Annotated in this window: 21 protein-coding genes; 3 read left to right on the forward strand and 18 right to left on the reverse strand. The window is 70.5% G+C overall.

Annotation, left to right across the window (positions count from 1 at the left end):
- Window positions 1–68: 68 nt before the first annotated feature.
- From AC067Z_RS19120 to AC067Z_RS19140, 5 genes are all read right to left on the reverse strand, one after another.
- Window positions 69–2,189 carry a putative bifunctional diguanylate cyclase/phosphodiesterase gene (locus AC067Z_RS19120; RefSeq protein WP_478790709.1) on the reverse strand — a complete coding sequence of 707 codons (2,121 nt, stop codon included), beginning with the start codon at window positions 2,187–2,189 and terminating at the stop codon, window positions 69–71.
- A 330-nt stretch (window positions 2,190–2,519) separates the two neighbouring features.
- Complete coding sequence (gene ligA / locus AC067Z_RS19125; protein ID WP_478790710.1) at window positions 2,520–4,703, reverse strand: NAD-dependent DNA ligase LigA; 2,184 nt, start codon at window positions 4,701–4,703, stop codon at window positions 2,520–2,522.
- A 29-nt stretch (window positions 4,704–4,732) separates the two neighbouring features.
- Window positions 4,733–5,737 carry a methionine synthase gene (locus tag AC067Z_RS19130; protein WP_478790711.1) on the reverse strand — a complete coding sequence of 335 codons (1,005 nt, stop codon included), beginning with the start codon at window positions 5,735–5,737 and terminating at the stop codon, window positions 4,733–4,735.
- Window positions 5,738–5,911: 174 nt separating this feature from the next.
- Window positions 5,912–6,601, reverse strand: a complete 690-nt coding sequence (locus AC067Z_RS19135; RefSeq protein ID WP_478790712.1) for an SDR family oxidoreductase — start codon at window positions 6,599–6,601, stop codon at window positions 5,912–5,914.
- Between the two features lie 15 nt (window positions 6,602–6,616).
- On the reverse strand, window positions 6,617–7,156 hold the full coding sequence (locus AC067Z_RS19140) for an LOG family protein (RefSeq protein ID WP_478790713.1): 540 nt from the start codon (window positions 7,154–7,156) through the stop codon (window positions 6,617–6,619).
- Between the two features lie 89 nt (window positions 7,157–7,245).
- Between AC067Z_RS19140 and AC067Z_RS19145 the strand changes: the two genes are divergently transcribed.
- Window positions 7,246–8,043 carry an alpha/beta fold hydrolase gene (locus AC067Z_RS19145; protein ID WP_478790714.1) on the forward strand — a complete coding sequence of 266 codons (798 nt, stop codon included), beginning with the start codon at window positions 7,246–7,248 and terminating at the stop codon, window positions 8,041–8,043.
- Between the two features lie 16 nt (window positions 8,044–8,059).
- Here the strand turns inward: AC067Z_RS19145 and mnmA are convergent, their stop codons facing one another.
- Window positions 8,060–9,187 (reverse strand): tRNA 2-thiouridine(34) synthase MnmA, encoded by a 1,128-nt coding sequence (mnmA, locus tag AC067Z_RS19150; RefSeq protein ID WP_478790715.1) that lies wholly within the window; start codon window positions 9,185–9,187, stop codon window positions 8,060–8,062.
- 61 nt (window positions 9,188–9,248) lie between these two features.
- Between mnmA and AC067Z_RS19155 the strand changes: the two genes are divergently transcribed.
- On the forward strand, window positions 9,249–9,932 hold the full coding sequence (locus AC067Z_RS19155) for an N-acetylmuramoyl-L-alanine amidase (RefSeq protein WP_478790716.1): 684 nt from the start codon (window positions 9,249–9,251) through the stop codon (window positions 9,930–9,932).
- Window positions 9,933–10,006: 74 nt separating this feature from the next.
- On the opposite strand, the gene AC067Z_RS19160 is transcribed toward AC067Z_RS19155, so the two are convergent.
- From AC067Z_RS19160 to AC067Z_RS19170, 3 genes are all read right to left on the reverse strand, one after another.
- Window positions 10,007–11,170: a cysteine desulfurase family protein gene (locus AC067Z_RS19160; protein WP_478790717.1), complete on the reverse strand. Its 1,164-nt coding sequence runs from the start codon at window positions 11,168–11,170 to the stop codon at window positions 10,007–10,009.
- Window positions 11,171–11,279: 109 nt separating this feature from the next.
- Window positions 11,280–11,552, reverse strand: a complete 273-nt coding sequence (locus AC067Z_RS19165; protein WP_478790718.1) for a DUF4190 domain-containing protein — start codon at window positions 11,550–11,552, stop codon at window positions 11,280–11,282.
- Between the two features lie 20 nt (window positions 11,553–11,572).
- Window positions 11,573–11,725 carry a hypothetical protein gene (locus tag AC067Z_RS19170; RefSeq protein WP_478790719.1) on the reverse strand — a complete coding sequence of 51 codons (153 nt, stop codon included), beginning with the start codon at window positions 11,723–11,725 and terminating at the stop codon, window positions 11,573–11,575.
- Between the two features lie 104 nt (window positions 11,726–11,829).
- Here AC067Z_RS19170 and AC067Z_RS19175 point away from each other — a divergent pair, with 104 nt between their 5' ends.
- Window positions 11,830–12,444 carry a TetR family transcriptional regulator gene (locus AC067Z_RS19175; RefSeq protein ID WP_478790720.1) on the forward strand — a complete coding sequence of 205 codons (615 nt, stop codon included), beginning with the start codon at window positions 11,830–11,832 and terminating at the stop codon, window positions 12,442–12,444.
- A 79-nt stretch (window positions 12,445–12,523) separates the two neighbouring features.
- On the opposite strand, the gene AC067Z_RS19180 is transcribed toward AC067Z_RS19175, so the two are convergent.
- The 9 genes from AC067Z_RS19180 to AC067Z_RS19220 all read right to left on the reverse strand — a co-directional run bounded on the left by AC067Z_RS19180 (window position 12,524) and on the right by AC067Z_RS19220 (window position 22,227).
- A complete protein-coding gene (locus AC067Z_RS19180) occupies window positions 12,524–13,378 on the reverse strand; it encodes a thioesterase family protein (RefSeq protein ID WP_478790721.1) in 855 nt (284 codons plus the stop codon).
- A gap of 40 nt (window positions 13,379–13,418) precedes the next feature.
- Window positions 13,419–14,075: a trimeric intracellular cation channel family protein gene (locus AC067Z_RS19185; RefSeq protein ID WP_478790722.1), complete on the reverse strand. Its 657-nt coding sequence runs from the start codon at window positions 14,073–14,075 to the stop codon at window positions 13,419–13,421.
- 58 nt (window positions 14,076–14,133) lie between these two features.
- A complete protein-coding gene (locus AC067Z_RS19190; RefSeq protein WP_478790723.1) occupies window positions 14,134–15,600 on the reverse strand; it encodes an ABC transporter ATP-binding protein in 1,467 nt (488 codons plus the stop codon).
- Complete coding sequence (locus AC067Z_RS19195) at window positions 15,597–16,589, reverse strand: ABC transporter ATP-binding protein (protein WP_478790724.1); 993 nt, start codon at window positions 16,587–16,589, stop codon at window positions 15,597–15,599. Before AC067Z_RS19195 ends, AC067Z_RS19190 begins: the two co-directional genes overlap by 4 nt.
- 6 nt (window positions 16,590–16,595) lie before the next feature.
- Window positions 16,596–17,558, reverse strand: a complete 963-nt coding sequence (locus AC067Z_RS19200; protein WP_478790725.1) for an ABC transporter permease — start codon at window positions 17,556–17,558, stop codon at window positions 16,596–16,598.
- Window position 17,559: 1 nt separating this feature from the next.
- Window positions 17,560–18,564: an ABC transporter permease gene (locus AC067Z_RS19205; RefSeq protein ID WP_478790726.1), complete on the reverse strand. Its 1,005-nt coding sequence runs from the start codon at window positions 18,562–18,564 to the stop codon at window positions 17,560–17,562.
- An 85-nt stretch (window positions 18,565–18,649) separates the two neighbouring features.
- Window positions 18,650–20,320 carry an ABC transporter substrate-binding protein gene (locus tag AC067Z_RS19210; RefSeq protein WP_478790727.1) on the reverse strand — a complete coding sequence of 557 codons (1,671 nt, stop codon included), beginning with the start codon at window positions 20,318–20,320 and terminating at the stop codon, window positions 18,650–18,652.
- A 231-nt stretch (window positions 20,321–20,551) separates the two neighbouring features.
- A complete protein-coding gene (locus AC067Z_RS19215; RefSeq protein WP_478790728.1) occupies window positions 20,552–21,340 on the reverse strand; it encodes an enhanced serine sensitivity protein SseB C-terminal domain-containing protein in 789 nt (262 codons plus the stop codon).
- Between the two features lie 110 nt (window positions 21,341–21,450).
- Complete coding sequence (locus tag AC067Z_RS19220; protein ID WP_478790729.1) at window positions 21,451–22,227, reverse strand: enhanced serine sensitivity protein SseB; 777 nt, start codon at window positions 22,225–22,227, stop codon at window positions 21,451–21,453.
- Between the last annotated feature and the right edge of the window lie 187 nt (window positions 22,228–22,414).

The following is a 22,414-nucleotide window of genomic DNA, read 5'->3' on the forward strand; positions in this document are numbered from 1 at the left end:
TGAAACGGTTTGCTCCGGGACCCGCACCCGGGGTCCCGGCTCTCCCGTCCGGGCGCACCTGCCTCGGCCTACGGGACCGCGTGCCCCGGTGCCCGGCCCGCGCCGTTCGGGGAGGGCGGCAGCTCGCCCGCAGGGCGGCGCCAGCCGCGCTCGCCGCGGGCCAGCAGCCACGCCGTCGTCTCCTGCGGCGGCATCGCGGCCGCCACCAGCCAGCCCTGCACCGCGTCGCACCGCAGGTCCCGGAGCCGTTCCCAGGTCTCGTCGTCCTCGACGCCCTCCGCGACGACCAGCAGGCCCAGTGAGTGGGCGAGGTCGATCGTGCAGCGGACGATCTCCGCGTCCTCGTTGTCGACGGCCAGCCGCGCCACGAACGAGCGGTCGATCTTCAGCTCGCTGACCGGCAGCCGGCGCAGGTGCACCAGCGACGAGTACCCCGTGCCGAAGTCGTCGAGCGACATCTTCACGCCGTGGTCGGCCAGCCCGGCGAGCGTGTCGGCGGCCCGCTGCGGGTCCTCCAGCAGCACGTGCTCCGTTATCTCGAGCTGGAGCGCGCCGGGCGGGACACCGTGCCGGGCGAGCCGCGCGGCGACCGCTCCGGCGAAGCCGGGGGTGTGCACGTCGCGGGGCGACACATTGACGGCGACCGGCACCGTCAGCCCCTGCGCGCGCCAGATCGCGACCTGCGCGAGCGCCGTCTCCAGGACGTACTCCGTCAGATGGGGCATCAGCCCGGAGGACTCGGCGATGGCGATGAACTCGTCGGGGGGCACCCGCCCACGCTCCGGATGGACCCAGCGGACGAGGGCCTCGAGCCCGGCGACATGGCCGTCGAAGCGGACCTTGGGCTGGTAGTGCAGCTCGACGTCGCCCGCGTCGAGCGCGCGGCGGAGATCACCGAGGAGACCGAGCCGGTCGGGGGTGTTGCTGTCCCGCTTGGACTCGTACACCTCGACGCCGGTGCGGTCCCGCTTGGCCTGGTACATGGCGACGTCCGCGCGCCGCAGCAGCCCTTCGGCGTCGAGTGCGTGGTCGGGGAAGACGGCGAGTCCCGCGCTGGCCTCCAGGACGAGGGTGAGGCCGTCGAGGTCGAGCGGGGAGGAGAGTTCGGAGACGAGATGACGGGCGATGCGCTGGGCGCTGGTCGTGGAGTCGGCCGTGGGCAGCAGCACCGCGAACTCGTCGCCGCCGAGCCGCGCCGCCTCGGCCCCGCGCGGCAGGGCCAGCCGCAGCCGGTCGGCTATCTGCAGCAGCAGACGGTCCCCGGCGAGGTGGCCGAGGGTGTCGTTGACGGACCGGAAGCGGTCGAGGTCGATGAGGACGAGCGCCGAGCGCGCGCCGGAGTTCTCTGCCTCCTCCAGCGCGGACCAGGTGCGCTCCAGCAGCCACTGGCGGTTGGGCAGTCCGGTCAGCGGGTCGCGCAGCTGTTCCTCGTCCCGGGCCCTGGCGATCCACAGGGTGGAGTCGAGGGCGATCAGCGGCACGGCGAACAACGGCAGCAGGACCGGCATCGCGACGGCGACGACGCAGATCAGCGGAGCGATGCCGACGAGGGCGACGGCGACGAGGCCCTGCCGGAGCAGGGCGGTGCGGGCGACGGTGGGCAGCCCGCCGCCCTGGGGTGCGAGCACGTACCACAACAGCAGCCGGGTGACGGCGAGATAGGCGGTGGCGGCGAGGGCGACCTCGGGCGCGGCCTCAACTTCCCACTGCAAGGGGTCCCATGGCTTCTCGACGGTGGGCACGATGCCGAAGACGGCGAGAACGAGCGCGGCGGCGCCGATGCCCAGCACGTCGACGGCCCCGTGCAGCAGCCCTTGGCGCCATCGGCCCCGGCTGACGCCGCCGACGAGCGCGACGACGGCGAGGCTGACGAGTCCGGCGGGCACCCAGCCGAACAGGAGCAGTGCGGCCAGGGTCAGTGCGGCACCCGATCCGGTGCCGCCCCACCAGCGGTCGCGGCCGATGGCGACGAGATGGCCGACGATGATTCCGGTGAGCAGCGCGAGGGACCAGCCCACGGTGGAACCGGGGAACAGGGCGTGTCCTTGACGGACAGTCGCGACGATTCCGGTAGCGAGGACGAACGCGGCGCTCGTGACGACGACGGCAGGCAGCCCGGGTGGCCTGCCCAGCAGGGCCGCGAGTGCACGCGGTCGTGAGACCGGGGCGGCGCTCTCGGTCGGTTTCATTCCCGTCCCTCTCACAGCCGGCGGAGCCGATGCCTGGGTCCTGTCCGGTCGACGGCTCCCTTTGTCATGCCACCACGACCGAAATCCCACCACGCAGCCGTGCACGACAGGCGCACGTCTCAACAGTAGGGCGCAGGAGGCTCGAACGGGCAGCGCTCTACAGCTCTTGCCCGAATGCGACCCGGCCACCCTTGTTCATCTGGTATGCGCTGAACGGGTGACCTGTACTGGGTGTTCCACCGGCGCTCCGCACGTCGCTTTCCAGCCGCGTGCGCCCCCGGCGGGCTCCCGTGTGCGCCCCTCGCAGCGAGGCGGGTCGATCCCGATTTGTCATGTCTCCTCGGTCACGGCAACCTCACGCGCCGCCTCGGGTCCCTGCTCCAACAGGACGGCGAAGCCCGCTTCGTCCAGCACCGGAACCTTCAGCTGCATGGCCTTGTCGTACTTGGAGCCGGGGTTGTCGCCGACCACCACGAAGCTCGTCTTCTTGGAAACGGAACCGGCCACTTTCGCTCCGCGGCTCTGGAGCGCTTCTTTTGCGCCATCCCTGGTGTGGTTCTCCAGTGTTCCCGTGACGACGACCGTCAGGCCCTCCAGCGGACGGGGTCCTTCCTCCTTGCCCGTGGCCTCCGCTTCCAGCGGCACGCCGGCCGCACGCCACTTGCGCAGGATCTCGCGGTGCCAGTCCTCCTCGAACCACTCCTTGAGGGACGCGGCGATGATCGGTCCCACGCCGTCGGTGGCCGCCAGCTCGGCCTCGGTGGCCTGCTCGATCCGTTCGACGGAGGGGAATTCACGCGCCAGCGCCGCAGCGGCCACCGGGCCGACATGGCGGATGGACAGGCCGTTGAGAAAACGGGCGAACGGGCGCTGCTTGGCCGCCTCGATGTTCTCCAGCATCGCCAGGGCGTTCTTCTTCGGCTCGCCCTGCTTGTTGGCGAACACGGTGACGATCTTGTCCTCGCCGGTCTTCGGGTCCCGCTTGGGCAGCCCGCTGTCCTGGTCGAGGACATAGGCCCTGATGGGCAGCAGCTGCTCCACCGTCAGGTCGAAGAGGTCGCCCTCGTCCCTCAGCGGCGGGTCGGCGGGCTCCAGCGGGCTGGTCAACGCCGCGGCGGCCACCTTGCCGAACGCCTCGATGTCCAGGCAGTCCCGCCCGGCGAGATAGAAGAGGCGCTCCCGCAACTGGGCCGGGCAGGAGCGGGCGTTGGGGCAGCGGATGTCGACGTCCCCCTCCTTCATGGCCCGCAGGGCCGTCCCGCACTCGGGGCACTCGGCCGGCATCACGAACTCCCGCTCGGTGCCGTCCCGCAGGTCGACGACCGGGCCGAGGATCTCCGGGATGACCTCCCCCGCCTTGCGCAGCACCACGGTGTCGCCGATGAGGACACCCTTGGCCCTGACCACGTCCTGGTTGTGCAGGGTGGCGAACTCGACCTCGGACCCGGCCACGGTGACCGGCTCCACCTGCGCGTACGGGGTGACCCGGCCGGTGCGGCCCACACCGACGCGGATGTTCACCAGCTTGGTGTTGACCTCCTCCGGGGCGTACTTCCAGGCGATCGCCCAGCGCGGGGCGCGGGCCGTGGAGCCGAGCCGGCCCTGGAGGCGGATCTCGTCGAGCTTGACGACGACGCCGTCGATCTCGTGCTCCACGGAGTGGCGGTTCTCGCCGAAGTGGGCGATGAACTCCCGTACGGCGTCGAGGGAGTCCACGACCTTGTTGTGCCGGGCGGTGGGCAGGCCCCACTCGCGCAGCAGGTCGTAGGCCTCCGAGAGCCGGCCGATCTCCAGTCCTTCGCGGGCGCCGATCCCGTGGACCACCATGTGCAGCGGGAGCTTGGCAGTGACTCTCGGGTCCTTCTGGCGCAGCGAACCGGAGGCGGAGTTGCGCGGGTTGGCGTACGGCTGCTCGCCGGCCGCGATCCTGCGTTCGTTGAGCGCCTGGAACTGGTCCATCGGGAAGTAGACCTCGCCGCGGATCTCCACGAGGTCGGGGACACGGTCGCCGCGCAGCCGGTCGGGGATCTCGGCGATGGTGCGGACGTTCGGAGTGATGTCCTCGCCGATGCGGCCGTCGCCGCGGGTCGCCGCGCGGGTCAGCCTGCCCTTCTCATAGGTGAGGTTGACCGCGAGGCCGTCCACCTTGAGCTCGCACAGGAAGTGGTAGCCGGGGGCGCCCACGTCGCGGGCGACCCGCTCGGCCCACGCGGCGAGCTGTTCGTCGTCGAAGGCGTTGTCCAGGGAGAGCATGCGCTCACGGTGCTCGACCTTGGTCAGCTCCGTCTCGTAGTCCCCGGAGACCTTCTGGGTCGGCGACTCGGGGGTCCGCAGCGCGGGGTACTCCTCCTCGATCGCCTGCAGCTCGCGCATGAGCCGGTCGAACTCCGCGTCGCTGACGACCGGGCTGTCCTTCACGTAGTACCGGAAGCGGTGCTCCTCGATCTGCTCGGCGAGTTGGGCGTGCTGCTCCCGAACGTCCGCGGGCAGTGCCGTCTGCTCTTCGCCAGCCACCGTCGTTCCTCCCGTAATCCGTGCACCCGTTACTCAGGGTTGTCCGCGAGCGATCTCGCGGCCCGGCCGCAGTGGGCGAGCGCCGCGCGCGCGTACGCGGGCGAGGCGCCGGCGAGACCGCAGGACGGGGTGACGACCACGGACTCGGTGAGAGTCCCCGGATTCAGCCCCAGCCTGCGCCACAGCGTCCTGACACCCATGACGCTACCGGCAGGGTCCGACAATGCGGTGTCGGTGGACGGCACCACGCCCGCGAACAGCTTCGTTCCCGCCTCGACGGCCTCACCGATCGTCTCCTCATCACGTTCGGTGAGCAGTCCGAAGTCGAACGAGACTCCTGCCACGCCCGCCCGGCGCAGCAGCGCGAACGGCACGTCCGGTGCGCACGAGTGCACGATCACCGGGCCGTCGTGGACGGCGAGAACGTCGCGCAGCGCGCTCTCGATGATCTGGCGGTCGACGGCCCGGTGGGTGCGGTAGCCGCTGGCGGTGCGGATCCGACCGCGCAGCACGGCGGTGAGGGACGGTTCGTCGAGCTGCAGCACGACACGGGCGCCCGGCACGCGGCGGCGTACGTCGGCGAGATGGCCGCGCAGCCCTTCGGCGAGGGAGCCGACGAGGTCACGGCAGGCACCCGGGTCGCCCACCGCGGCTTCGCCGCCGCGCAGTTCCAGCGCGGCGGCGAGGGTCCACGGCCCGACCGCCTGCACCTTGAGCGGGCCCTCGTAGCCCTGGGTGAACTCCTCCAGGGCGTCCAGGTCCTCGCCGAGCCAGGAGTGGGCCCGGCGGGTGTCACGGCCGGGCCGGTCGCTGACCCGCCAGCCGCTGGGCTCGACATGGGCGTACATCTCGACGAGCAGCCCGATGCTCCGCCCGATCATGTCGGCGCCGGGTCCGCGGGCGGGCAGCTCGGCGAGGTACGGGAAGCCTTCGAGGGATCCGGTGACGGTCCTCGCGCTCTCCCGGGCGTCGCCGCCGGGCATGGATCCGACGCCGGTGGCAGTTCCCCAGGGAAAGTCGTTCGTGTCGCTCACCCGGGAAGCGTACGTGCCGCGTCCGGCCGCGGCGCACGGTGTCCGGCCCGGCGGACGGCGGGGCGGCGGCCGCTCCGCGCGGCACGCGCCGCGGTGCTGCTGCTGCCGGCACGGGCCGGCAGCAGCAGGCGTCGGTGGAGCGCCCGTTGCGGCGCCCTGCGACAGCCGTGCCGCTCAGCGCCCCGGGCGCACCGTCAGGTCGTTGATCTCGGCATCGCGCGGCAGATCGACGGCGGTGATGATCGCCGTGGCGACCGACTCCGGGTCGATCCAGCGGGAGGCGTCGTACTCCTTGCCCTCCTGGGAGTGGACCTTGGCCTGCATCGGGCTCGCGGTACGCCCCGGGTACACGGACGTCACGCGCACCCCGCCCGCGTGCTCCTCGTGGCGAAGGGAGTCGGCGAGCGCCTTGAGTCCGTGCTTGGAGGCGGCGTACGCGCCCCATTCGGCGTGCGCGTTGAGTCCGGCTCCGGAGTTGACGAAGACCACATGGCCCTGGGCGACCCGCAGTTGGGGCAGGAAGAGCCGGGTCAGTTCGGCCGGAGCGACGAGGTTGACGTCGAGCTGCTGGTGCCACGTCCTGGGGGTCAATTCCCCGATCGGGCCGAGGTCGACGATGCCGGCGATGTGGAGCAGCGAGTCGATGCGGTCGGGCATCGTCTGGTGGCCCAGCGCCCAGGAGATGCGGTCGGGGGCCGCGAGGTCGGCGACGAGCGTACGGGCACCGGGGTAACGGTCCGCGAGCTCCTTGGCACGCCCGGCGTCGCGTGCCACGAGGATGAGGTCGTCGCCGCGCTCGTGCAGCCGGCGGGTGACCGCCGCGCCGATGCCGGAGCCCGCGCCGGTGATGAGGTGGGTAGCCATGCCGTCATGCTCGCACTACTGGATCCCGGCGCTCTCCTCCAGGTAGGCCATGGCCGCCACGCCGTCCTCGGCGAAGAACACAAGCTCGGTCAGGGGCAGCGGCAGGAAGCCCTCTTCGTCCATGCGACGGAACTGCTCCTTCAGCCCGTCGTAGAAACCTGCCGTGTTGAGCAGGACCACCGGCTTCGTGGTGTGGCCGTGCTTCTTCAGCTCCAGGATCTCGGTGGCCTCGTCCAGCGTCCCGGTGCCGCCGACCATGATGACGACGGCGTCGGACTTGGCGAGCAGCAGCGCCTTGCGCTCCGCGAGATCCCTGGCGACCACCATTTCGTCGGCGGTGGGCCGCGCCTTCGCCTGCAGGAACTCCACGGACACGCCGATGAGTCGGCCCCCGGCCTCCTCCACGCCGTCCGCGAAGACCTTCATCAGGCCGACGTCGGAACCGCCCCATACCAGTGTGTGGCCGCCCTTGCCGATGAGTTCGGCGAACTCGCGGGCGGGCCGGGTGTAGCGGTCGTCGAGGTCGGCGGCGGAGAGGAAGACGCAGATGTTCATGCGGCCACCGTAAGGGGACCCGCCGACATCTCCGGAAGTATTTTCCCGGTCGGCGATGAGTTTCCGGTGCGGGCCCGGTCACCCTTCGTATGGACACCACCACCATGGTTGCGCTGACGACCGAATCCGCCGACGGCACCCCCCTCGCGTACGAGCGCCGGGGCACGGGTGCGGCGGTGATCCTGGTGAGCGGCGCGCTGTGCACCGCAGCGTCGGACGCGCCCCTGGCGGAACTGCTCGCGCCGCACTTCACCGTGTACACGTACGACCGCAGGGGACGGGGCTCGAGCGGCGACACGCACCCGTACGCGGTGGAGCGCGAGGTGGAGGATCTCGCCGCCGTGATCGGGGCGGCGGGCGGCAGCGCCGGGGTGCACGGCATGTCGTCGGGGGCGGCGCTGGTGCTGCGGGCGGCGGCGGACGGACTGCCCATCACCCGGCTGTCGCTCTTCGAACCGCCGTTCGCGAGGGGGTCGGCCGCCCGCGAGCGTGCCGCCCGGTACACGATCCGCCTTGACGCGGCGTTGGCCGAGGGCCGAAGGGGCGACGCACTCGCCGAGTTCATGACCGTGGTCGGCATACCGGCGGAGGCGATCTCGGGCCTGCGGATGCTGCCGGTCTGGTCGGACATGGAGGCCCTGGCACACACCCTGGCGTACGACAATGCGGTCATGGGCGACGGTCAGGTTCCTACGGAGCTCCTGAGGTCGGTCACACCCCGCGCACTTGTCGTCGACGGAGGCGCCAGCCCCTCGTCCCTGCGCGACGCGGCCCGTGAGGTGGCCACGGCGGTCCCCCGTGGCCTGCACCGCACGCTGACGGGCCAGACGCACGAGGTGGCACCGCAGGTGCTGGCGCCGACGCTGATCGACTTCTTCTCGGCGTAGCCCCGGCGTCGCCGCGTCAGGCGAGCGCCGCCACCCGCCGTGTCGTTGCGATGGTCGCCGAGCCGACGACGCGGGTGCCGTCGTAGAGAACGATGGCCTGGCCCGGGGCCACGCCCCGCACCGACTCGGTGAAGGTCACTCGCAGCTCCGAGCCGTCGACCAGCTCCGCCGTGACCTCCGTCTCGCCGCCGTGGGCGCGCAGTTGTGCCGTGTAGGTGCCCGGACCGGCAGGTGCCGCGCCGCACCAGCGGGGCTTGATCGCGGTGAGGGCGGAGACGTCGAGCGCCTCGGCGGGGCCGACCGTCACGGTGTTGTTCACCGGGGAGATGTCGAGGACGTAGCGCGGCTTGCCGTCCGGGGCGGGATGCCCGATGCGCAGGCCCTTGCGCTGGCCGATGGTGAAGCCGAAGGCACCGTCGTGGCTGCCGAGCTTCGCGCCCGACTCGTCGATGATGTCGCCCTCCGCCTTGCCGCCGAGGCGGTCCGCCAGGAAGCCCTGGGTGTCGCCGTCCGCGATGAAGCAGATGTCGTGGCTGTCGGGCTTCTTCGCGACCGCGAGCCCGCGGCGCTCGGCCTCGGCCCGGATCTCGTCCTTGGTGGTGAGCGTGTCACCGAGGGGGAACATGGCGTGGGCGAGCTGCTTCTCGTCCAGGACGCCGAGGACGTACGACTGGTCCTTGGCCATGTCGCTGGCGCGGTGCAGCTCGCGGGTACCGTCGTCGTTGAGCACGACGGTGGCGTAGTGCCCCGTGCACACCGCGTCGAAGCCGAGGGCGAGTGCCTTGTCCAGCAGCGCGGCGAACTTGATCTTCTCGTTGCAGCGCAGGCAGGGGTTGGGGGTGCGGCCGGCCTCGTACTCGGCGACGAAGTCCTCGACCACGTCCTCGCGGAAGCGCTCGGCGAGATCCCAGACGTAGAAGGGGATGCCGATGACATCCGCGGCACGCCGGGCGTCGCGCGAGTCCTCGATGGTGCAGCAGCCGCGGGCGCCGGTGCGGAAGGACTGCGGATTCGCGGAGAGGGCCAGGTGGACGCCGGTCACATCGTGCCCGGCCTCGGCGGCCCGCGCGGCGGCGACGGCGGAGTCCACGCCGCCCGACATGGCGGCGAGCACGCGGAGGGGGCGCTGGGAAGTCTGAGTCATAGCGCTACCAGGGTACGGGTGCCGGGGAACCGAAAGCTCGTGAGTATGCGTTGTGGTCGGCATGGGGAGCGACAGCAAGCACGGCGGCCGCAAGAAGAACGGCGTGAGCAGGCGGGCCGTGCTGATCGGCACGGGCGCGGTGCTCGTGGGCGGGGGTGCCCTGGCACAGGACGAGCTGCGGCGCGCCTGGTGGCGGCTGCCGGGGATGGCGAAGCCGCGCAAGCCGGGCGAGCTCGACCACACGAGCGCGGAATGGACGGCCGCGTCCCGGGCGAACTGGCGGCTGGCCGACCGGCCCGACGACTACGGGATCGACCGCGTGATCATCCATGTCGTCCAGGGCAGCTACCCCTCGGCGCTGAAGGTCTTCAAGGACCCCGGCCACGGTGCGGCGACGCATTACGTGGTGCGCAAGGACGGTCACGTGGCACAGATGATCCGCGAGCTGGACGTCGCCTTCCACGCGGGGAACCGCTCGTTCAACGAACGCAGCGTCGGCATCGAGCACGAGGGCTTCGTGGACCGCCCGCAGGACTTCACGGACGCGATGTACCGCTCGTCGGCGAGGCTGACGGCAGGGATATGCGCGCGCTACGACATACCTGTCGACCGTGAGCACATCATCGGCCACGTCGAGGTCCCGGGCACCGACCACACGGACCCGGGCCCGCACTGGAACTGGGACAAGTACCTGAAGCTGGTCCGAGCGGCGGAGCCCGCCGCTCGCGAGGCCGCCGCAGACTGAGCCCCGCCGCGCGCCACCGCCCGGACATACCGGGCCCCTGTCCGGGCAGAACCCAGGTCCCGTCCGGGCAGGGCCTAGCTGAGCCCTGCCGTACGGGCCCGTTCCACCGCCGGGCCGATCGCCTGGGCGACGGCGTCCACGTCCGCCTTCGTCGAGGTGTGGCCGAGGCTGAAGCGCAGGGTGCCGCGGGCCAGGTCCGGGTCGGTGCCGGTGGCCAGCAGGACGTGGCTGGGCTGGGCGACACCGGCCGTGCAGGCGGAGCCCGTGGAGCACTCGATTCCCTGGGCGTCCAGGAGCAGAAGCAGCGAGTCGCCCTCGCAACCGGGGAAGGTGAAGTGGGCGTTGGCGGGCAGCCGGTCGACCGGGTCGCCGCCGAGGATCGCGTCCGGCACGGCCTCGCGGACGGCGCGGACCAGCTCGTCGCGCAGGGCGCCGATGTCGCGGGCGTAGTCCTCGCGGCGTTCGGCGGCGAGCCGTCCGGCGACCGCGAACGACGCGATCGCCGGGGCGTCGAGGGTGCCGGACCGCACGTGCCGTTCCTGGCCGCCGCCGTGCAGGACGGGCACGGGGCTGTACTCCCGCCCGAGCAGCAGCGCGCCGATGCCGTACGGGCCGCCGATCTTGTGGCCGGAGACGGTCATCGCCGCGAGGCCGGATGCGGCGAAGTCGACATCGAGCTGGCCGAACGCCTGGACCGCGTCGGCGTGCAGCGGGACGTCGAACTCCGCTGCCGCGGCGGACAGTTCGGTGACCGGAAAGACGGTACCGATCTCGTTGTTGGCCCACATCACGGTGGCGAGGGCGACGTCGTCGGGGTTGCGCCCGATCGCTTCGCGCAGCGCCTCGGGGTGGACCCGCCCGTAGGAGTCGACCGGCAGGTACTCGACGGTGGCGCCCTCGTGCTCGGCGAGCCAGTCCACGGCGTCCAGGACGGCGTGGTGTTCGACGGGGCTGGCGAGGACCCTGGTGCGGGCCGGGTCGGCGTCCCTGCGGGCCCAGTAGAGGCCCTTCACGGCGAGGTTGTCGGCCTCGGTCCCGCCGGAGGTGAAGACGACTTCGCTGGGCCGTGCGCCGAGGGCCTCGGCGAGCGTCTCGCGGGCCTCCTCGACGGTGCGGCGGGCGCGCCGTCCGGCGGCGTGCAGTGCGGAGGCGTTGCCGGTGACGGTGAGGTGCGCGGTCATCGCCTCGACCGCCTCCGGAAGCATCGGAGTGGTCGCTGCGTGGTCGAGGTAAGCCATGGTGGCCCCGATTCTACGAGGCACACCGGGGGCGCGGACGCGGCGCAGGGGGGCACGGTCGTCCGGCGTGCGCCCCTGGGGGTTCGTAGCGACTCTCCCCGGCGGTCGGTCAGGCGCCGAAGCCCCAGACCACGGACCCGTTGGCGGTCACGAGGACGGCGAGGACCACGAGGTCCGCGACGCCGAGAGCGAGTCCGAGGAGGGCACGGCCGCGGCGCGCGGAACCGCGCCACAGGGCGATCGCGGCGAGCACGATGGCCGTCGGCCCGAGGACGATGTTCATCACGAGCAGACCGAGCAGACCGAGCACGAAGGCGGCGACGGCCATGCCGTCGGCGTCCTGGCGCTTCTCGTCCATCGGTACGGGCGTGGCGAGTTGCATGTCGTTCTTCTCCTTCCGGGTCAGTGGTGCCGGACGCGACGCTCGCGCACGGCGAAGACGAGCAGCCAGCAGCCGATGACTGCGCCGGCCACGAGGGATACGGGTACGGGGAGTTGGACCACGGCGCCGAGCATGATGCCCATCAGGAGGAGCGCTGCGACGAGGACTATCACGGTCGTCCTTTCGGTGAACGAGGGGAAACATTGGGAGTACGAGTGTTCACTGACTCATGAGTCTACTCTTCCGTTCCCGGGAGAACGGTTGTTTACTGAATGTCATGAGTCACACCGTCGGCATCCGCCAGGCCCAGAAGCAGAAGACCCGTCAGGCCCTCCTCGACGCGGCTCTGCGACTCCTGGAGGAGCAGAGCCTGAGCAGCGTGGGCCTGCGTGAGGTCACCCGAGCGGTGGGGGTGGCGCCGACCGCCTTCTACCGGCACTTCCGGGACATGGCCGATCTCGGCGTCGCGCTCGTCGAGGAAGCCCTCGGCAGCCTCCACACGACGATCGGCGAGGCTCTGACGGAACCGGCCGACGAGACGCGCATCGACCGCACGGTGGCACTGGTCGCCGAGCTCGTGCGCACGTCCCCGGCGCACGTCCGCTTCGTGGCCCGCGAGCGGCACGGCGGGGTGGCGCCGGTGCGGGAGGCGATCGGCGAGCAGTTGCGACAGTTCGCGGACGAGGTGGCCGCGGTGTTCGCCCGCGAGCCCGAGACGTCCGACTGGACCGGGGACGACCTGCAGATGCTCGCGGGTGTGTACGTCGACCACATGGTGATGACGGCGTCCGCATTCCTGGAGGCGGGACCGGACGGCGAGGAACGGGTTGCCCGGGTGGCGCGGCGCCAGCTGCGACTGGTGAGCCTGGGGCGCCGGCACTGGCTGGACTGAGCCCCAGGGTGCGAGAGTCGGCCCGTGACGCACCGCACCCCCGGAAGGTCAGACCTTCCGGGGGTGCGGTGCGCGGTCGTCAGCCCCGGGGGGCCTTCGCCAGTTGACGGGACTGGGCAACGAGACGGTCCGCCGAGTCCCAGACCTCCGCGTCCTCCTCCAGGAAGCCACCCGCGAGATTGCGCGTCGTGATCGACACCCGCAGGGGCCCGGGCGCGGGGCGGCAACGCACGTGCGTCGTCAGCTCGACCGTCGGGGTCCAGCCCGTCAGCCCCAGCTCGAACGACGTCGGGGGCATCGCGTCCACGGTCAGCAGCAGCGACAGCGGGTCCGCGTCGCGCCCGTCCGCCAGCCCGAACCAGCCGCGCATCTCCCCCTTGCCCGAAGGCGCGCCCACGGCCCAGCCGACGGTCGCCGGATCCAGCCTGATGTCGAGGCGCTCGGTGATCGCCGAGCTGCCGGGGATGCGCGCGGGGCCGTCCGACGGGCCGAAGCAGTGCTCGATCGGCGGGATCGCCGGCGGCTTCGCCGTGGTGCGGACGTCGTCGGGAAGCGTGTCGAGGTCGCCGTAGGAGGCGAGCACCCGGATCCGCTCGACCTCGGTGCCGTCCTCGGCGTACTGGAGGAGGGATGCCTGGCCGGTGGAGAGCGTGCGGCCCGTGCGGATGACCTCGGTGCGGATGACCGCGGGGCCGGGCTGGGACGCCGTGAGGTAGTGCGCCGAGACCGTGAAGGGGTCCGGGTGCGGGAGGGCGTCGCCGAGCGCGCGGCCCAGCATCGCGAGCAGATACCCGCCGTTGACGGCGTGGATGATCGTCCAGCCCGCCGAGAGCTCCGCGTCGTAGACGCCCGTCTCGCGCAGGGTGATCGCGGTGTCGCGATCGAACTCACTGTTGCCGACGGTCGCCTGCGTCGCCTGTGCTGCCTCTGCCATGGCGGTACGGTACAACAAACAATTACTGAGCGGTAGCTTTTTACTCCTCGGTGGCCTCCGACCGCCGGTTCCAGGCGCGCGGCGCCCGCCAGTGGAAACGCATCGCCAGCAGCCGCAGCACGAAGGCGGTCACGACCGCCAGGCCGCTCGTCGCCGCGTTCAGCACGTCGAACTGGATGCAGAGCACCACCATGACGGCGCCCACGATCGCGGGGACGGCGTACAGATCGCGGTCCCAGCGCAGCAGCGAGGGCACCTCGTTGGCCAGCACGTCGCGCAGCACACCGCCGCCGACCGCCGTGGCAAGGCCGAGCGCGGCGGAGGCGGTGAGCCCGAGCCCGTACTCGTACGCCTTGGTCGTGCCGGTCACGCAGAAGAGCCCGAGGCCCGCCGCGTCGAAGACGTTGACGCCGACCTGGATGCGCTCCACGTGCGGATGCAGGAAGAAGACGAAGGCCGTGGCCACCAGGGGCGTGAGGAAGTACCCGAGATCGGTGAACGCCGCGGGCGGTACGGCGCCGATGATCATGTCACGCAGCAGCCCTCCGCCCAGCGCCGTGATCTCGGCGAGCACGGCGATGCCGAACACGTCGAAGTTCTTGCGTACGGCGAGCAGCGCACCCGAGATGGCGAAGACGAAGATCCCCACGAGGTCGAGCGCGTGCTGGACGGAGGGCGTGAACAGTTCTTGGAACACCGGACAGTTCTACCGTGCGTATCCCTGTCCGGTGTTCCCGGGCGTCCTGCGGGCCCCGTCAGCCCTTCTCCGCCGCGCCCTTGCCCGCCGCCTCGGCGGCAGTGGGCTCGGCGGTGGCCTGCTCCGGCACGGATGCGACGGGCTCGGCAGCCGGGCCGGCGTCGGCCGCCTCGGCAGCCGGTTCCGCCTCGGCGGCATCGTCGTCCGCGGCCTCGGCCGAGAGCGGCGCCTCGTCCGTTTCGGCCGCCTCCTGTGACGTCTCCGCGCTGCCCGCCTCGTCCGGGGCGGCCGGGGACGGCTGCTCCGCGGCGTCGGGAGCGTCGTCCCCGGCGTCCGCTTCAAAAGCGTCGGCGGTCTCGGACTTCGCGACCGGCTCCGGGACCGCGTCCTCCTTCGACGGCGCGGCCTCCAAGGAGGCCGTCGCCACGGGCACCGCGTCCAGATCCACGGCCGCGTCCGAGACCTCTGCCTCCTGGGAAGCCACCGCCTCCGTCGCGACAACGGCCTCGATGCCTGTCGGGCGGGTCAGCCCGATCGTGCCCTCCTCGATCTCCTTCGCGAAGTGGCACGCCACCTTGTGCCCGTCCCCCAGGTCCGTCAGGACCGGGCGCTCGACCGCGCACTTGTCCTGGGCCCACGGGCAGCGGGTGTGGAAACGGCAGCCGGCCGGCGGATTCGCCGGCGACGGCAGGTCGCCCTGGAGCAGGATCCGCTCACGCCGGTCCTCGACCTCCGGGTCGGGCACCGGCACGGCGGACATGAGCGCCTTGGTGTACGGGTGCCTCGGCCCCGCGTACAGCGCGTCGCTCGGCGCCTCCTCGACCAGTGAGCCCAGGTACATGACCCCGATGACGTCCGAGATGTGGCGGACGACGGCGAGGTCGTGGGCGATGACGAGATAGGTGAGGCCCAGCGACTCCTGCAGTTCCTCGAGCAGGTTGATGACCTGCGCCTGGATCGACACGTCGAGCGCGGAAACCGGCTCGTCGCAGATGATCACGTCCGGTTCGAGGACGAGCGCGCGGGCGATGCCGATGCGCTGGCGCTGTCCGCCGGAGAACTCGTGCGGGTAGCGGGACAGCGCGTTCGCCGGGAGTCCGACCTTGGCGAGGATCTCCTTGATCTTCTCCCGTCGGTCCTTCTGGTCCTTGCCGATGCCGTGGGCGGCCATGCCCTCGGAGAGGATCGACTCGATGTTCTGCCGCGGGTTGAGGCTGCCGAGCGGGTCCTGGAAGACCATCTGCAGCCGCCTGCGGAAGGAGCGCATCTCCTCGGACGGCAGCTTCGCGAGATCCGTGCCGTCGAAGACGACCCCGCCGTCGGTGATGTCCACGAGCCGCAGCACCGCGCGCCCGAGCGTGGTCTTGCCACAGCCCGACTCGCCCACGAGGCCGTAGGTCTGACCCGCCTCGACCTTCAGCGAGACACCGTCGACGGCGTAGACATGGCCCACCGTGCGGTCGAAGAAGAGACCCTTCTTGACCGGGAAGTGGACCTTGACGCCGTCCAGTTCGAGAAGACTCATGCCGAGACCTCCGCCTTGGGCAGGACCGGGTTGACGCAGCGCACCTGGTGTCCGGCCGTGCGTGGTTCGGTCAGTTCGGGTGTGCCGGTCAGGCACTCCATCGTGTAGGAGTCGCAACGGGGCGCGAAGGCGCAGCCGTCGGCCCAGGCGATCTTGTCGTTGATGGAACCCCGGATCGGGTTGAGCGGCTCGCCGCGCGGCGCGTCGAGCCGCGGGATGGAGCCGAGGAGGCCGTGCGCGTACGGGTGGGTGGGGTGCGCGAACAGCTCGCGGCGCCCCGCCGATTCCACCGCCCGTCCCGCGTAGAGCACATTGACCTCGTCGCAGAGGCCGGCCACCACGCCCAGATCGTGGGTGATCATCAGCAGGGCGGTGCCCTCCTGGTCGACCAGCTCCTTGAGGAGCTCCAGGATCTGCGCCTGGATGGTCACATCCAGTGCGGTGGTCGGCTCGTCGGCGATCAGCAGACGCGGGGCGCAGGCCACCGCCATGGCGATCAGCGCACGCTGGCGCATACCGCCGGAGAGCTGGTGCGGGAACTCTTTGAGCCGTCGCCTCGGGTCGGGGATGCCGACCCGGTCGAGCAGGTGGGCGGCCTCCTTGCGGGCGGCCTCCCCCTTCAGCCCGCGGTGGCGCTGGAGGATCTCGGTGACCTGGACGCCGATGGGGACGACCGGGTTCAGCGAGGACAGCGGGTCCTGGAAGATCATCGCCAGCTGGCTGCCGCGCATGTCCCGCAGCTTGCGCGGGCTCATGGTGAGCAGGTTCTGACCGTCGAAGTCGGCACGGCCGCCGATCTTCACGCCCTTGCTGGGCAGCAGGCCCATCAGCGCGAGCGAGGTCACGGACTTGCCGCAGCCCGACTCGCCCACCAGGCCCACGACCTGACCTTGGTCGACGTCGAAGGAGACGCCGTCCACGGCCGTCGAATCCTTGCGGCCACGGCCGCCGAAGGTGACGCTGAGTTCTTCAACAGAGAGCAGTGCCATGGGACTTCAGCCTCGCAGCTTCGGGTCGAGGGCTTCGCGCATGGCCTCGCCGAGAAGGGTGAAGCCAAGGGCGGTGATGATGATGCCGACCGCCGGATAGACCGCCATCATCGGCTCGTTGTCGAAGAAGCGCTGCGCCTGAGAGAGCATGACGCCCCACTCGGGGATGGCCGGGTCGGGGTTGCCGAGGCCCAGGTAGGAGAGCGCCGCGGCCTCGATGATCGCGGTGGCGAGGCTGAGAGTGGCCTGGACGATCACCGGGCTCAGCGAGTTCGGCAGGATCTGGGTGAGGACGATCCGCTTCCTGCGGATGCCGAGCGCCTTGGCGGCGAGCACGTAGTCCGCGCCGCCCTGGGCGAGCATCGAACCGCGCAGCAGGCGGGCGAAGATGGGGATCTGCACCACACCGACGGCGATCATCACCGTGGTCAGGGACTGGCCCATGACGGCGGCGATCGAGACCGCCAGCAGCAGCGACGGCAGCGACAGCATGATGTCGGTGAACCGCATGATCACGGTGTCGACCCGCTGGCCCATCTGACCGCCGAGCGTGGCGGCGGCGCCGGACAGTACGCCGACGACGGCACCGATGATCAGCCCGATGAGCATCGAGACGATGCCGACGAGCAGGGTCTGCCGGGCTCCGACGAGCATGCGGGAGAACATGTCACGGCCGAGGTGGTCGAGGCCGAACCAGTTCTCGCCGCGCATGCCGACGAACTTGCCCTGGTTGGCGAAGACTTCGCCGCGCCAGGTCTGGGCAGTGGGGGTGTACGGGGCGATCCACGGCCCGATGATCGCGAGCACGACGAACGCCGCGATGATGAACGCGCCGATGACGGCCATCTTGCTCGACCGCAGTCGCCGCAGCGCCTCGCGCCACAGGCTGGCGCCCGAGGTCACCTCGTTCACCTGCATCAGCTCGGCGAGCCGGTCGATCTTGTCTGCTTTCTTGGTCAAGGTCGTCACGTCAGTGCACCCGCACTCTCGGGTCGATGATGCTGTACGCGAGGTCGACCAGCAGGTTGATGAGGACGTACACCATCGCGATGAAGAGGATGAAGCCGACGAGCACCGGGTAGTCACGGGCGTCGATCGAGGTGCGGATGAAGTTGCCGATGCCGCCGAAGGAGAACACCGATTCGGTGAGCACCGCGCCCGACAGCAGGCTTCCGGTCAGCAGACCGACGGCGGTGACGACCGGCAGCATCGCGTTGCGCAGGACGTGCCGGCCACGGACGACACGCTTGTCCAGGCCCTTGGACTCGGCGGTGCGGATGTAGTCCTCGCCGAGCACCTCCAGGACACTGGCGCGGGTCATGCGCACGATCACGGCGAGCGGGATGGAGGACAGTGCGACGGCGGGCAGCACCAGGTGCATGATCGCGTCCCAGCTGGCGTCGAACTCACCGGTCAACACGCCGTCGAGAATGGCGAATCCGGTGATGTCCGTGGCGTTGAGGCCGGTGGACAGCCGCCCGTAGCTCGGGAAGATGCCCAGCTCCACCGCGAAGATGCCCTTGAGCAGCAGCGCGAGGAAGAAGACCGGAATGCAGATGCCGATCAGCGACCCGGAGACAGCGGCGACATCGAGCCAGCCGCCGCGGCGCTTGGCGGCCAGGTAGCCGAGCGGGATGCCGACCACGACGGCGATGAGGATCGCCGCGATGCTGAGCTCCACGGTGGCCGGGAAGCGCAGGGTGAATTCTTCCCACACCGGCTGGCCGGTCTGGGTGGAAGTGCCGAGATCGAGCTCGATGATGCGCTTGAGGAAGCGCCAGTACTGGACGTAGACGGGCTCGTCGAGCCCCAACGCTCTGTTGATTCTCGCTACTTCGGCTTCGGTCGCCCGCTCGCCCAGGATCGCTGAGGCGGGTCCGCCGGGCAGCCGGTTCAGCCACAGGAACAGCAGAACCGACAGGCCGAGCAGGGTGGGAATGAGCTGTAGCAGTCTTCTTACGACAAGTCGCAGCACCCCGCATGCCCCTTTCTCACGTGCGTCGATGCGGGTCCGCCCGGCCACCGAGTTTCTGTGGCCGGGCGGACCCGCTGGTGTGCGATTACTTGAAGGAGACCTCGGCGAAGTTCTCCTGCGTCAGCGGGGAGACCTTCGGCGGGTTGACGTTCTTGCCGAACGCGATCGCCGGCGGGGAGGACGAGATCGGGATACCCGGGACGTACTCCATGATCGCCTCGTTGGCCTTCTTGTAGGCGTCCGTGCGACCCGCGGGGTCGGTCACCTCCGAGGCCGCGTTGACCGCGTCGAAGACCTTCTTGTCGTTGAAGCCCCACTGCTTGTCGGGCCCGGCGAACCAGGTGCCGATGAAGTTGTAGCCGTCGTTGAAGTCACCGGTCCAGCCGAGCATGTGCAGGGCGCAGGAGCCCGCCTCGGTGGCGTCCAGGTAGTCCGGCGCCCACTTCATGGCCTTCGGGACGACCGTGATGCCGGCCTTCTCCAGGTCCGCCTTCATGAGCTCGAACATGTCCTGCGGGGCAGGCATGTACGGGCGGGTGACCTCGGTCGGGTAGCAGAACTCGATCTTGAGCTTCTCCTCCCCGGCCTTCTTGAGGAGCTCCTTGGCCTTGTTGGTGTCGAACGGGTAGCTCTTCACCTTGTCCGAGAAGCCGGCGACCGTGTCGGGCATGAACTGGGTCGCGGCCTTGCCACCCTCGGGCAGCTGGGTCTTGACGATGTTCTCGCGGTCGATGGCGTGCGTGATCGCCTGGCGGACCTCGGCCTTCTTCAGGGCGGGGTTCTTCGACTGCGTCATACCGACGTAGAAGATGTTGAAGACGTCACGGGTCGGGACCTCGTAGCCCTCACCCTCCAGGGTCTTCACATCGGCCGGGGCGACGAGGTCGTAGCCGTCGATGTCGCCGGCCTGCAGGGCCTGACGGCGGCCTTCCTCGGTGTCGATGGTGCGGAAGACCAGGTTCTTGACCTTGGCCTTGTCACCCCAGTAGTCGTCGAAGCGCTCGAGGGAGACTTCCTTGTTGCCCTTGTTCCACTTGACGATCTTGTACGGGCCGGTACCGGCGACCGTGCCGGCCTCCTGGCTGTACTTGGGGTACGTGATCGCGTCGCCCTTGGCGGTCGCGTCCTGCTTCTCGTACTCCTTGAGCGCCTTCGGCGAGTGGATCGCGAGGGCCTGGAGGGAGAAGCCGCCGGGGAGGTTCGCCGAGGGCTCGTTGACCTCGATGACAGCGGTGCTGTCGTCCTTGGCGGTGCAGGACTTGAAGTTCGCCTTCGGCGCTTCCTTGTCCTCGTTCTTCGCGAACCCGCCCATGATGGTCTGCCAGTAGTAGGAGACCGCGCTGGACTGGTACGTGCCCTTCCAGTTGAACCAGTGGTTGTAGTTCGCACAGACGGCCTCGGCGTTGAACGCCTCGCCGTCGTGGAACTTCACGTTCTTGCGGAGGTTGAACGTCCACACGGTGCCGGCCGGGTTGCTCGACCACTTCTCGGCGAGACCGCCGACGAGCTTGCTGCCGCCTGGCTCGTGCTCGAGCAGTGCCTCGAAGGCCTGCCGGGTGACCCGGAAGGTCTCGCCGTCGCTCGCGAGTGCAGGGTCCAGAGAACCGGGGTCACCGGCGCCTGCGAACACGAAGGTGTCCTCGGCCCCGCCCTTGTCACCGTCCTTGCCCCGCTCGCTGGAGCAGCCCGTCGCGATCAGACCGACAGCCACGGCCGCCGTGATCGCCCGAGTGGCTCGGGACTTGAATATTCGCATGGGTCCACCCCTGGTTCACCATGTGGAGAGGTCTTGACCGGCCGAACACTACAGATCAGATACACCCCGGAGAACAGTCCGGATAGCGGTGATACCTAGCTGAGACCCGGACACTCAACAAACCGGTCAGATCTGGGACATCCATGCCCGACCGGTTAACACCCTTGTCATGAGTCCGGGTTCAGTAACGCCTGTTCGAGTGCCGTCCCAACTGGTGGGCGGAGCCGCGGATCAGCGGCTGTAGGGCTGGGGGTAGCCGTATCCACCGGCCACGGGGGCTCCGCCGTGCGCCTCACGGTCGTAGAACGGACGGGCGCTCGCCCGCATCCACATCGCCACCGGGTCGTACTCGTCGGACAGCGCGACCGTGGAGACCGGCAGACCGTCGGGGACGGAACCGATCGTCTGCTGCATCATCGCCCGCACCGCATCGACCGACTGCGGCCCCGTGTCGTACAGATCGAGCCCGATGGCGAGATACGCGGGGCCCACCGCGGGCTGCACCCACGCGCGGCGCAGCGCGCGCACGGAAGGGGTGCGATGCGCGTTCTGCGTGAGCAGACCGTAGAACTGGGGGATCTCGATGGCCGGGTCGGACAGCCGCAGCGGACCCGCAGGCATGCGGTCGAGGCCGGTGGCGATACGGCGCAGATCCAGCCAGGGAATGCCGACCCCGCCGCCCGGGGCATGCGGATTGAGCCAGATCCCGAAGCGCTCGGGGTAGAGGGAGCGGGCGACGTCACGGCCGCTGACGATCTCGTGCGCGCGGCTCCAGCCGGAGACCGCGAGCTCCTGGGCGGAGGTCACGCAGGGGGCGTAGCCGATGCCGTCGATCTCCATGTTGCCGTACTGGGCATCGGGTGAGCCGGGCTGCCCGTGCCACAGCAGCATCCAGATGCGGCCGCCGGCGGGGTCGGCCAGGGCGTGCAGCAGTGCCTCGTACGCGTCGTAGCGTCCGGGAGTCACCTGGCGCAGCATGTGCTCGACCTGTCCGGTCGCCGCGGTGCCTGACGCACTCACCTGGATTCCGCCCCTTCTTCGATCCACCGATCCACGATCCGCCGCACGGCAGGACCTGCGGTCAGGCCATCAAACCAGCTTATGCGGGAGTCCTGACACAGACGTGACTTCTACGCGGGATGTCGTTCGTAGAAGGGCCGGACCCGCTCCAGCATCCAGTCGCCCACGGGGTCCTGCGCAACATCCAGCAGGACGAGATTCACCTGCCAGGGGACCTGGACCCGGCCGAGCGCGCGACCGAGCGCGTCCATCGGCGCGTTACGGTCGGCGCCCTCCCACGAGGACAGCTGCACACCGATGAACAGAGCCGGCGCGTCCCCTTCGACAGAGGCCAGCGCCCGTCGCGCGGTGAGCACGACGCCGACGGCCTCGAACTCCCCGGCCGCCGCGGCGAGGAAGTCGACGGGCTCCTCCTGCCAGTCCGGCTCGAAGAGCCGGACCCGGCCACCGGAGGCGGGGCCGTCGAGCGGGGTGCGCCCCACCCGGCACAATTCGGCCACGGCGGGTGGAGGCAGCGGGGCGCCGATGGCACCGCCCGGGTTCACTGCGATGCCCAGTTGCGGAGGCAGTCCGCGGGCGAACTCCCGGGCGGGCGCGACGGTGAAGGGCATGTGCGCGCCGACGATGGCGAGGAACTGCTGCTCGGAGCTGAAGACGGGGACGTAGGGAGCGCCGTCGATCTCCATCGTGGGCAGATCGAGATTCGGGCTGTCGGGCCCGCCGCCGTTGGGCAGCGGCACCCAGACGCTGCTGCGGCCGAGCACCTCGACGAGCCGGGCGCCGGCGGAGGGGTTGCCGAGGGAGGCGGTCAGGGTCTCCTCGAGTTCATTGCCGGGCCAGCCGGTGCCGGTGACACCGGGGCCGGTGCCGTTGTACGGAGTGTCCATGCGCTCGTCCTTCTCCCCCGGGGCGCGCCCGGCCGTGCGTGTGCCGCGTACGACCTTAATGGCGGGGAGGACGGGCGGGCGGGTGGGTCCGATGCGCGGACGGTCCGCCACCCCGCCCTGTCCCGAATCGGGAGCGCCGGCGGCGATCCCCGCACATCGAGCGCCGGGGCTGACAATTCAGCCTTCC

Source organism: Streptomyces sp. NPDC043812, assembly GCF_056436245.1.

What these genes read in the sequence shown, in the direction of transcription:
- AC067Z_RS19135 (WP_478790712.1), bottom strand. Translation starts at nt 6,601, where the DNA reads ATGGCTACCCACCTCATCACCGGCGCGGGCTCCGGCATCGGCGCGGCG.
- AC067Z_RS19155 (WP_478790716.1), top strand. Translation starts at nt 9,249, where the DNA reads ATGGGGAGCGACAGCAAGCACGGCGGCCGCAAGAAGAACGGCGTGAGC.
- AC067Z_RS19210 (WP_478790727.1), bottom strand. Translation starts at nt 20,320, where the DNA reads ATGCGAATATTCAAGTCCCGAGCCACTCGGGCGATCACGGCGGCCGTG.
- AC067Z_RS19165 (WP_478790718.1), bottom strand. Translation starts at nt 11,552, where the DNA reads ATGCAACTCGCCACGCCCGTACCGATGGACGAGAAGCGCCAGGACGCC.
- AC067Z_RS19160 (WP_478790717.1), bottom strand. Translation starts at nt 11,170, where the DNA reads ATGGCTTACCTCGACCACGCAGCGACCACTCCGATGCTTCCGGAGGCG.
- AC067Z_RS19120 (WP_478790709.1), bottom strand. Translation starts at nt 2,189, where the DNA reads ATGAAACCGACCGAGAGCGCCGCCCCGGTCTCACGACCGCGTGCACTC.
- AC067Z_RS19195 (WP_478790724.1), bottom strand. Translation starts at nt 16,589, where the DNA reads ATGGCACTGCTCTCTGTTGAAGAACTCAGCGTCACCTTCGGCGGCCGT.
- AC067Z_RS19190 (WP_478790723.1), bottom strand. Translation starts at nt 15,600, where the DNA reads ATGAGTCTTCTCGAACTGGACGGCGTCAAGGTCCACTTCCCGGTCAAG.
- AC067Z_RS19145 (WP_478790714.1), top strand. Translation starts at nt 7,246, where the DNA reads ATGGACACCACCACCATGGTTGCGCTGACGACCGAATCCGCCGACGGC.
- AC067Z_RS19180 (WP_478790721.1), bottom strand. Translation starts at nt 13,378, where the DNA reads ATGGCAGAGGCAGCACAGGCGACGCAGGCGACCGTCGGCAACAGTGAG.
- mnmA (WP_478790715.1), bottom strand. Translation starts at nt 9,187, where the DNA reads ATGACTCAGACTTCCCAGCGCCCCCTCCGCGTGCTCGCCGCCATGTCG.
- AC067Z_RS19140 (WP_478790713.1), bottom strand. Translation starts at nt 7,156, where the DNA reads ATGAACATCTGCGTCTTCCTCTCCGCCGCCGACCTCGACGACCGCTAC.
- AC067Z_RS19175 (WP_478790720.1), top strand. Translation starts at nt 11,830, where the DNA reads ATGAGTCACACCGTCGGCATCCGCCAGGCCCAGAAGCAGAAGACCCGT.
- AC067Z_RS19220 (WP_478790729.1), bottom strand. Translation starts at nt 22,227, where the DNA reads ATGGACACTCCGTACAACGGCACCGGCCCCGGTGTCACCGGCACCGGC.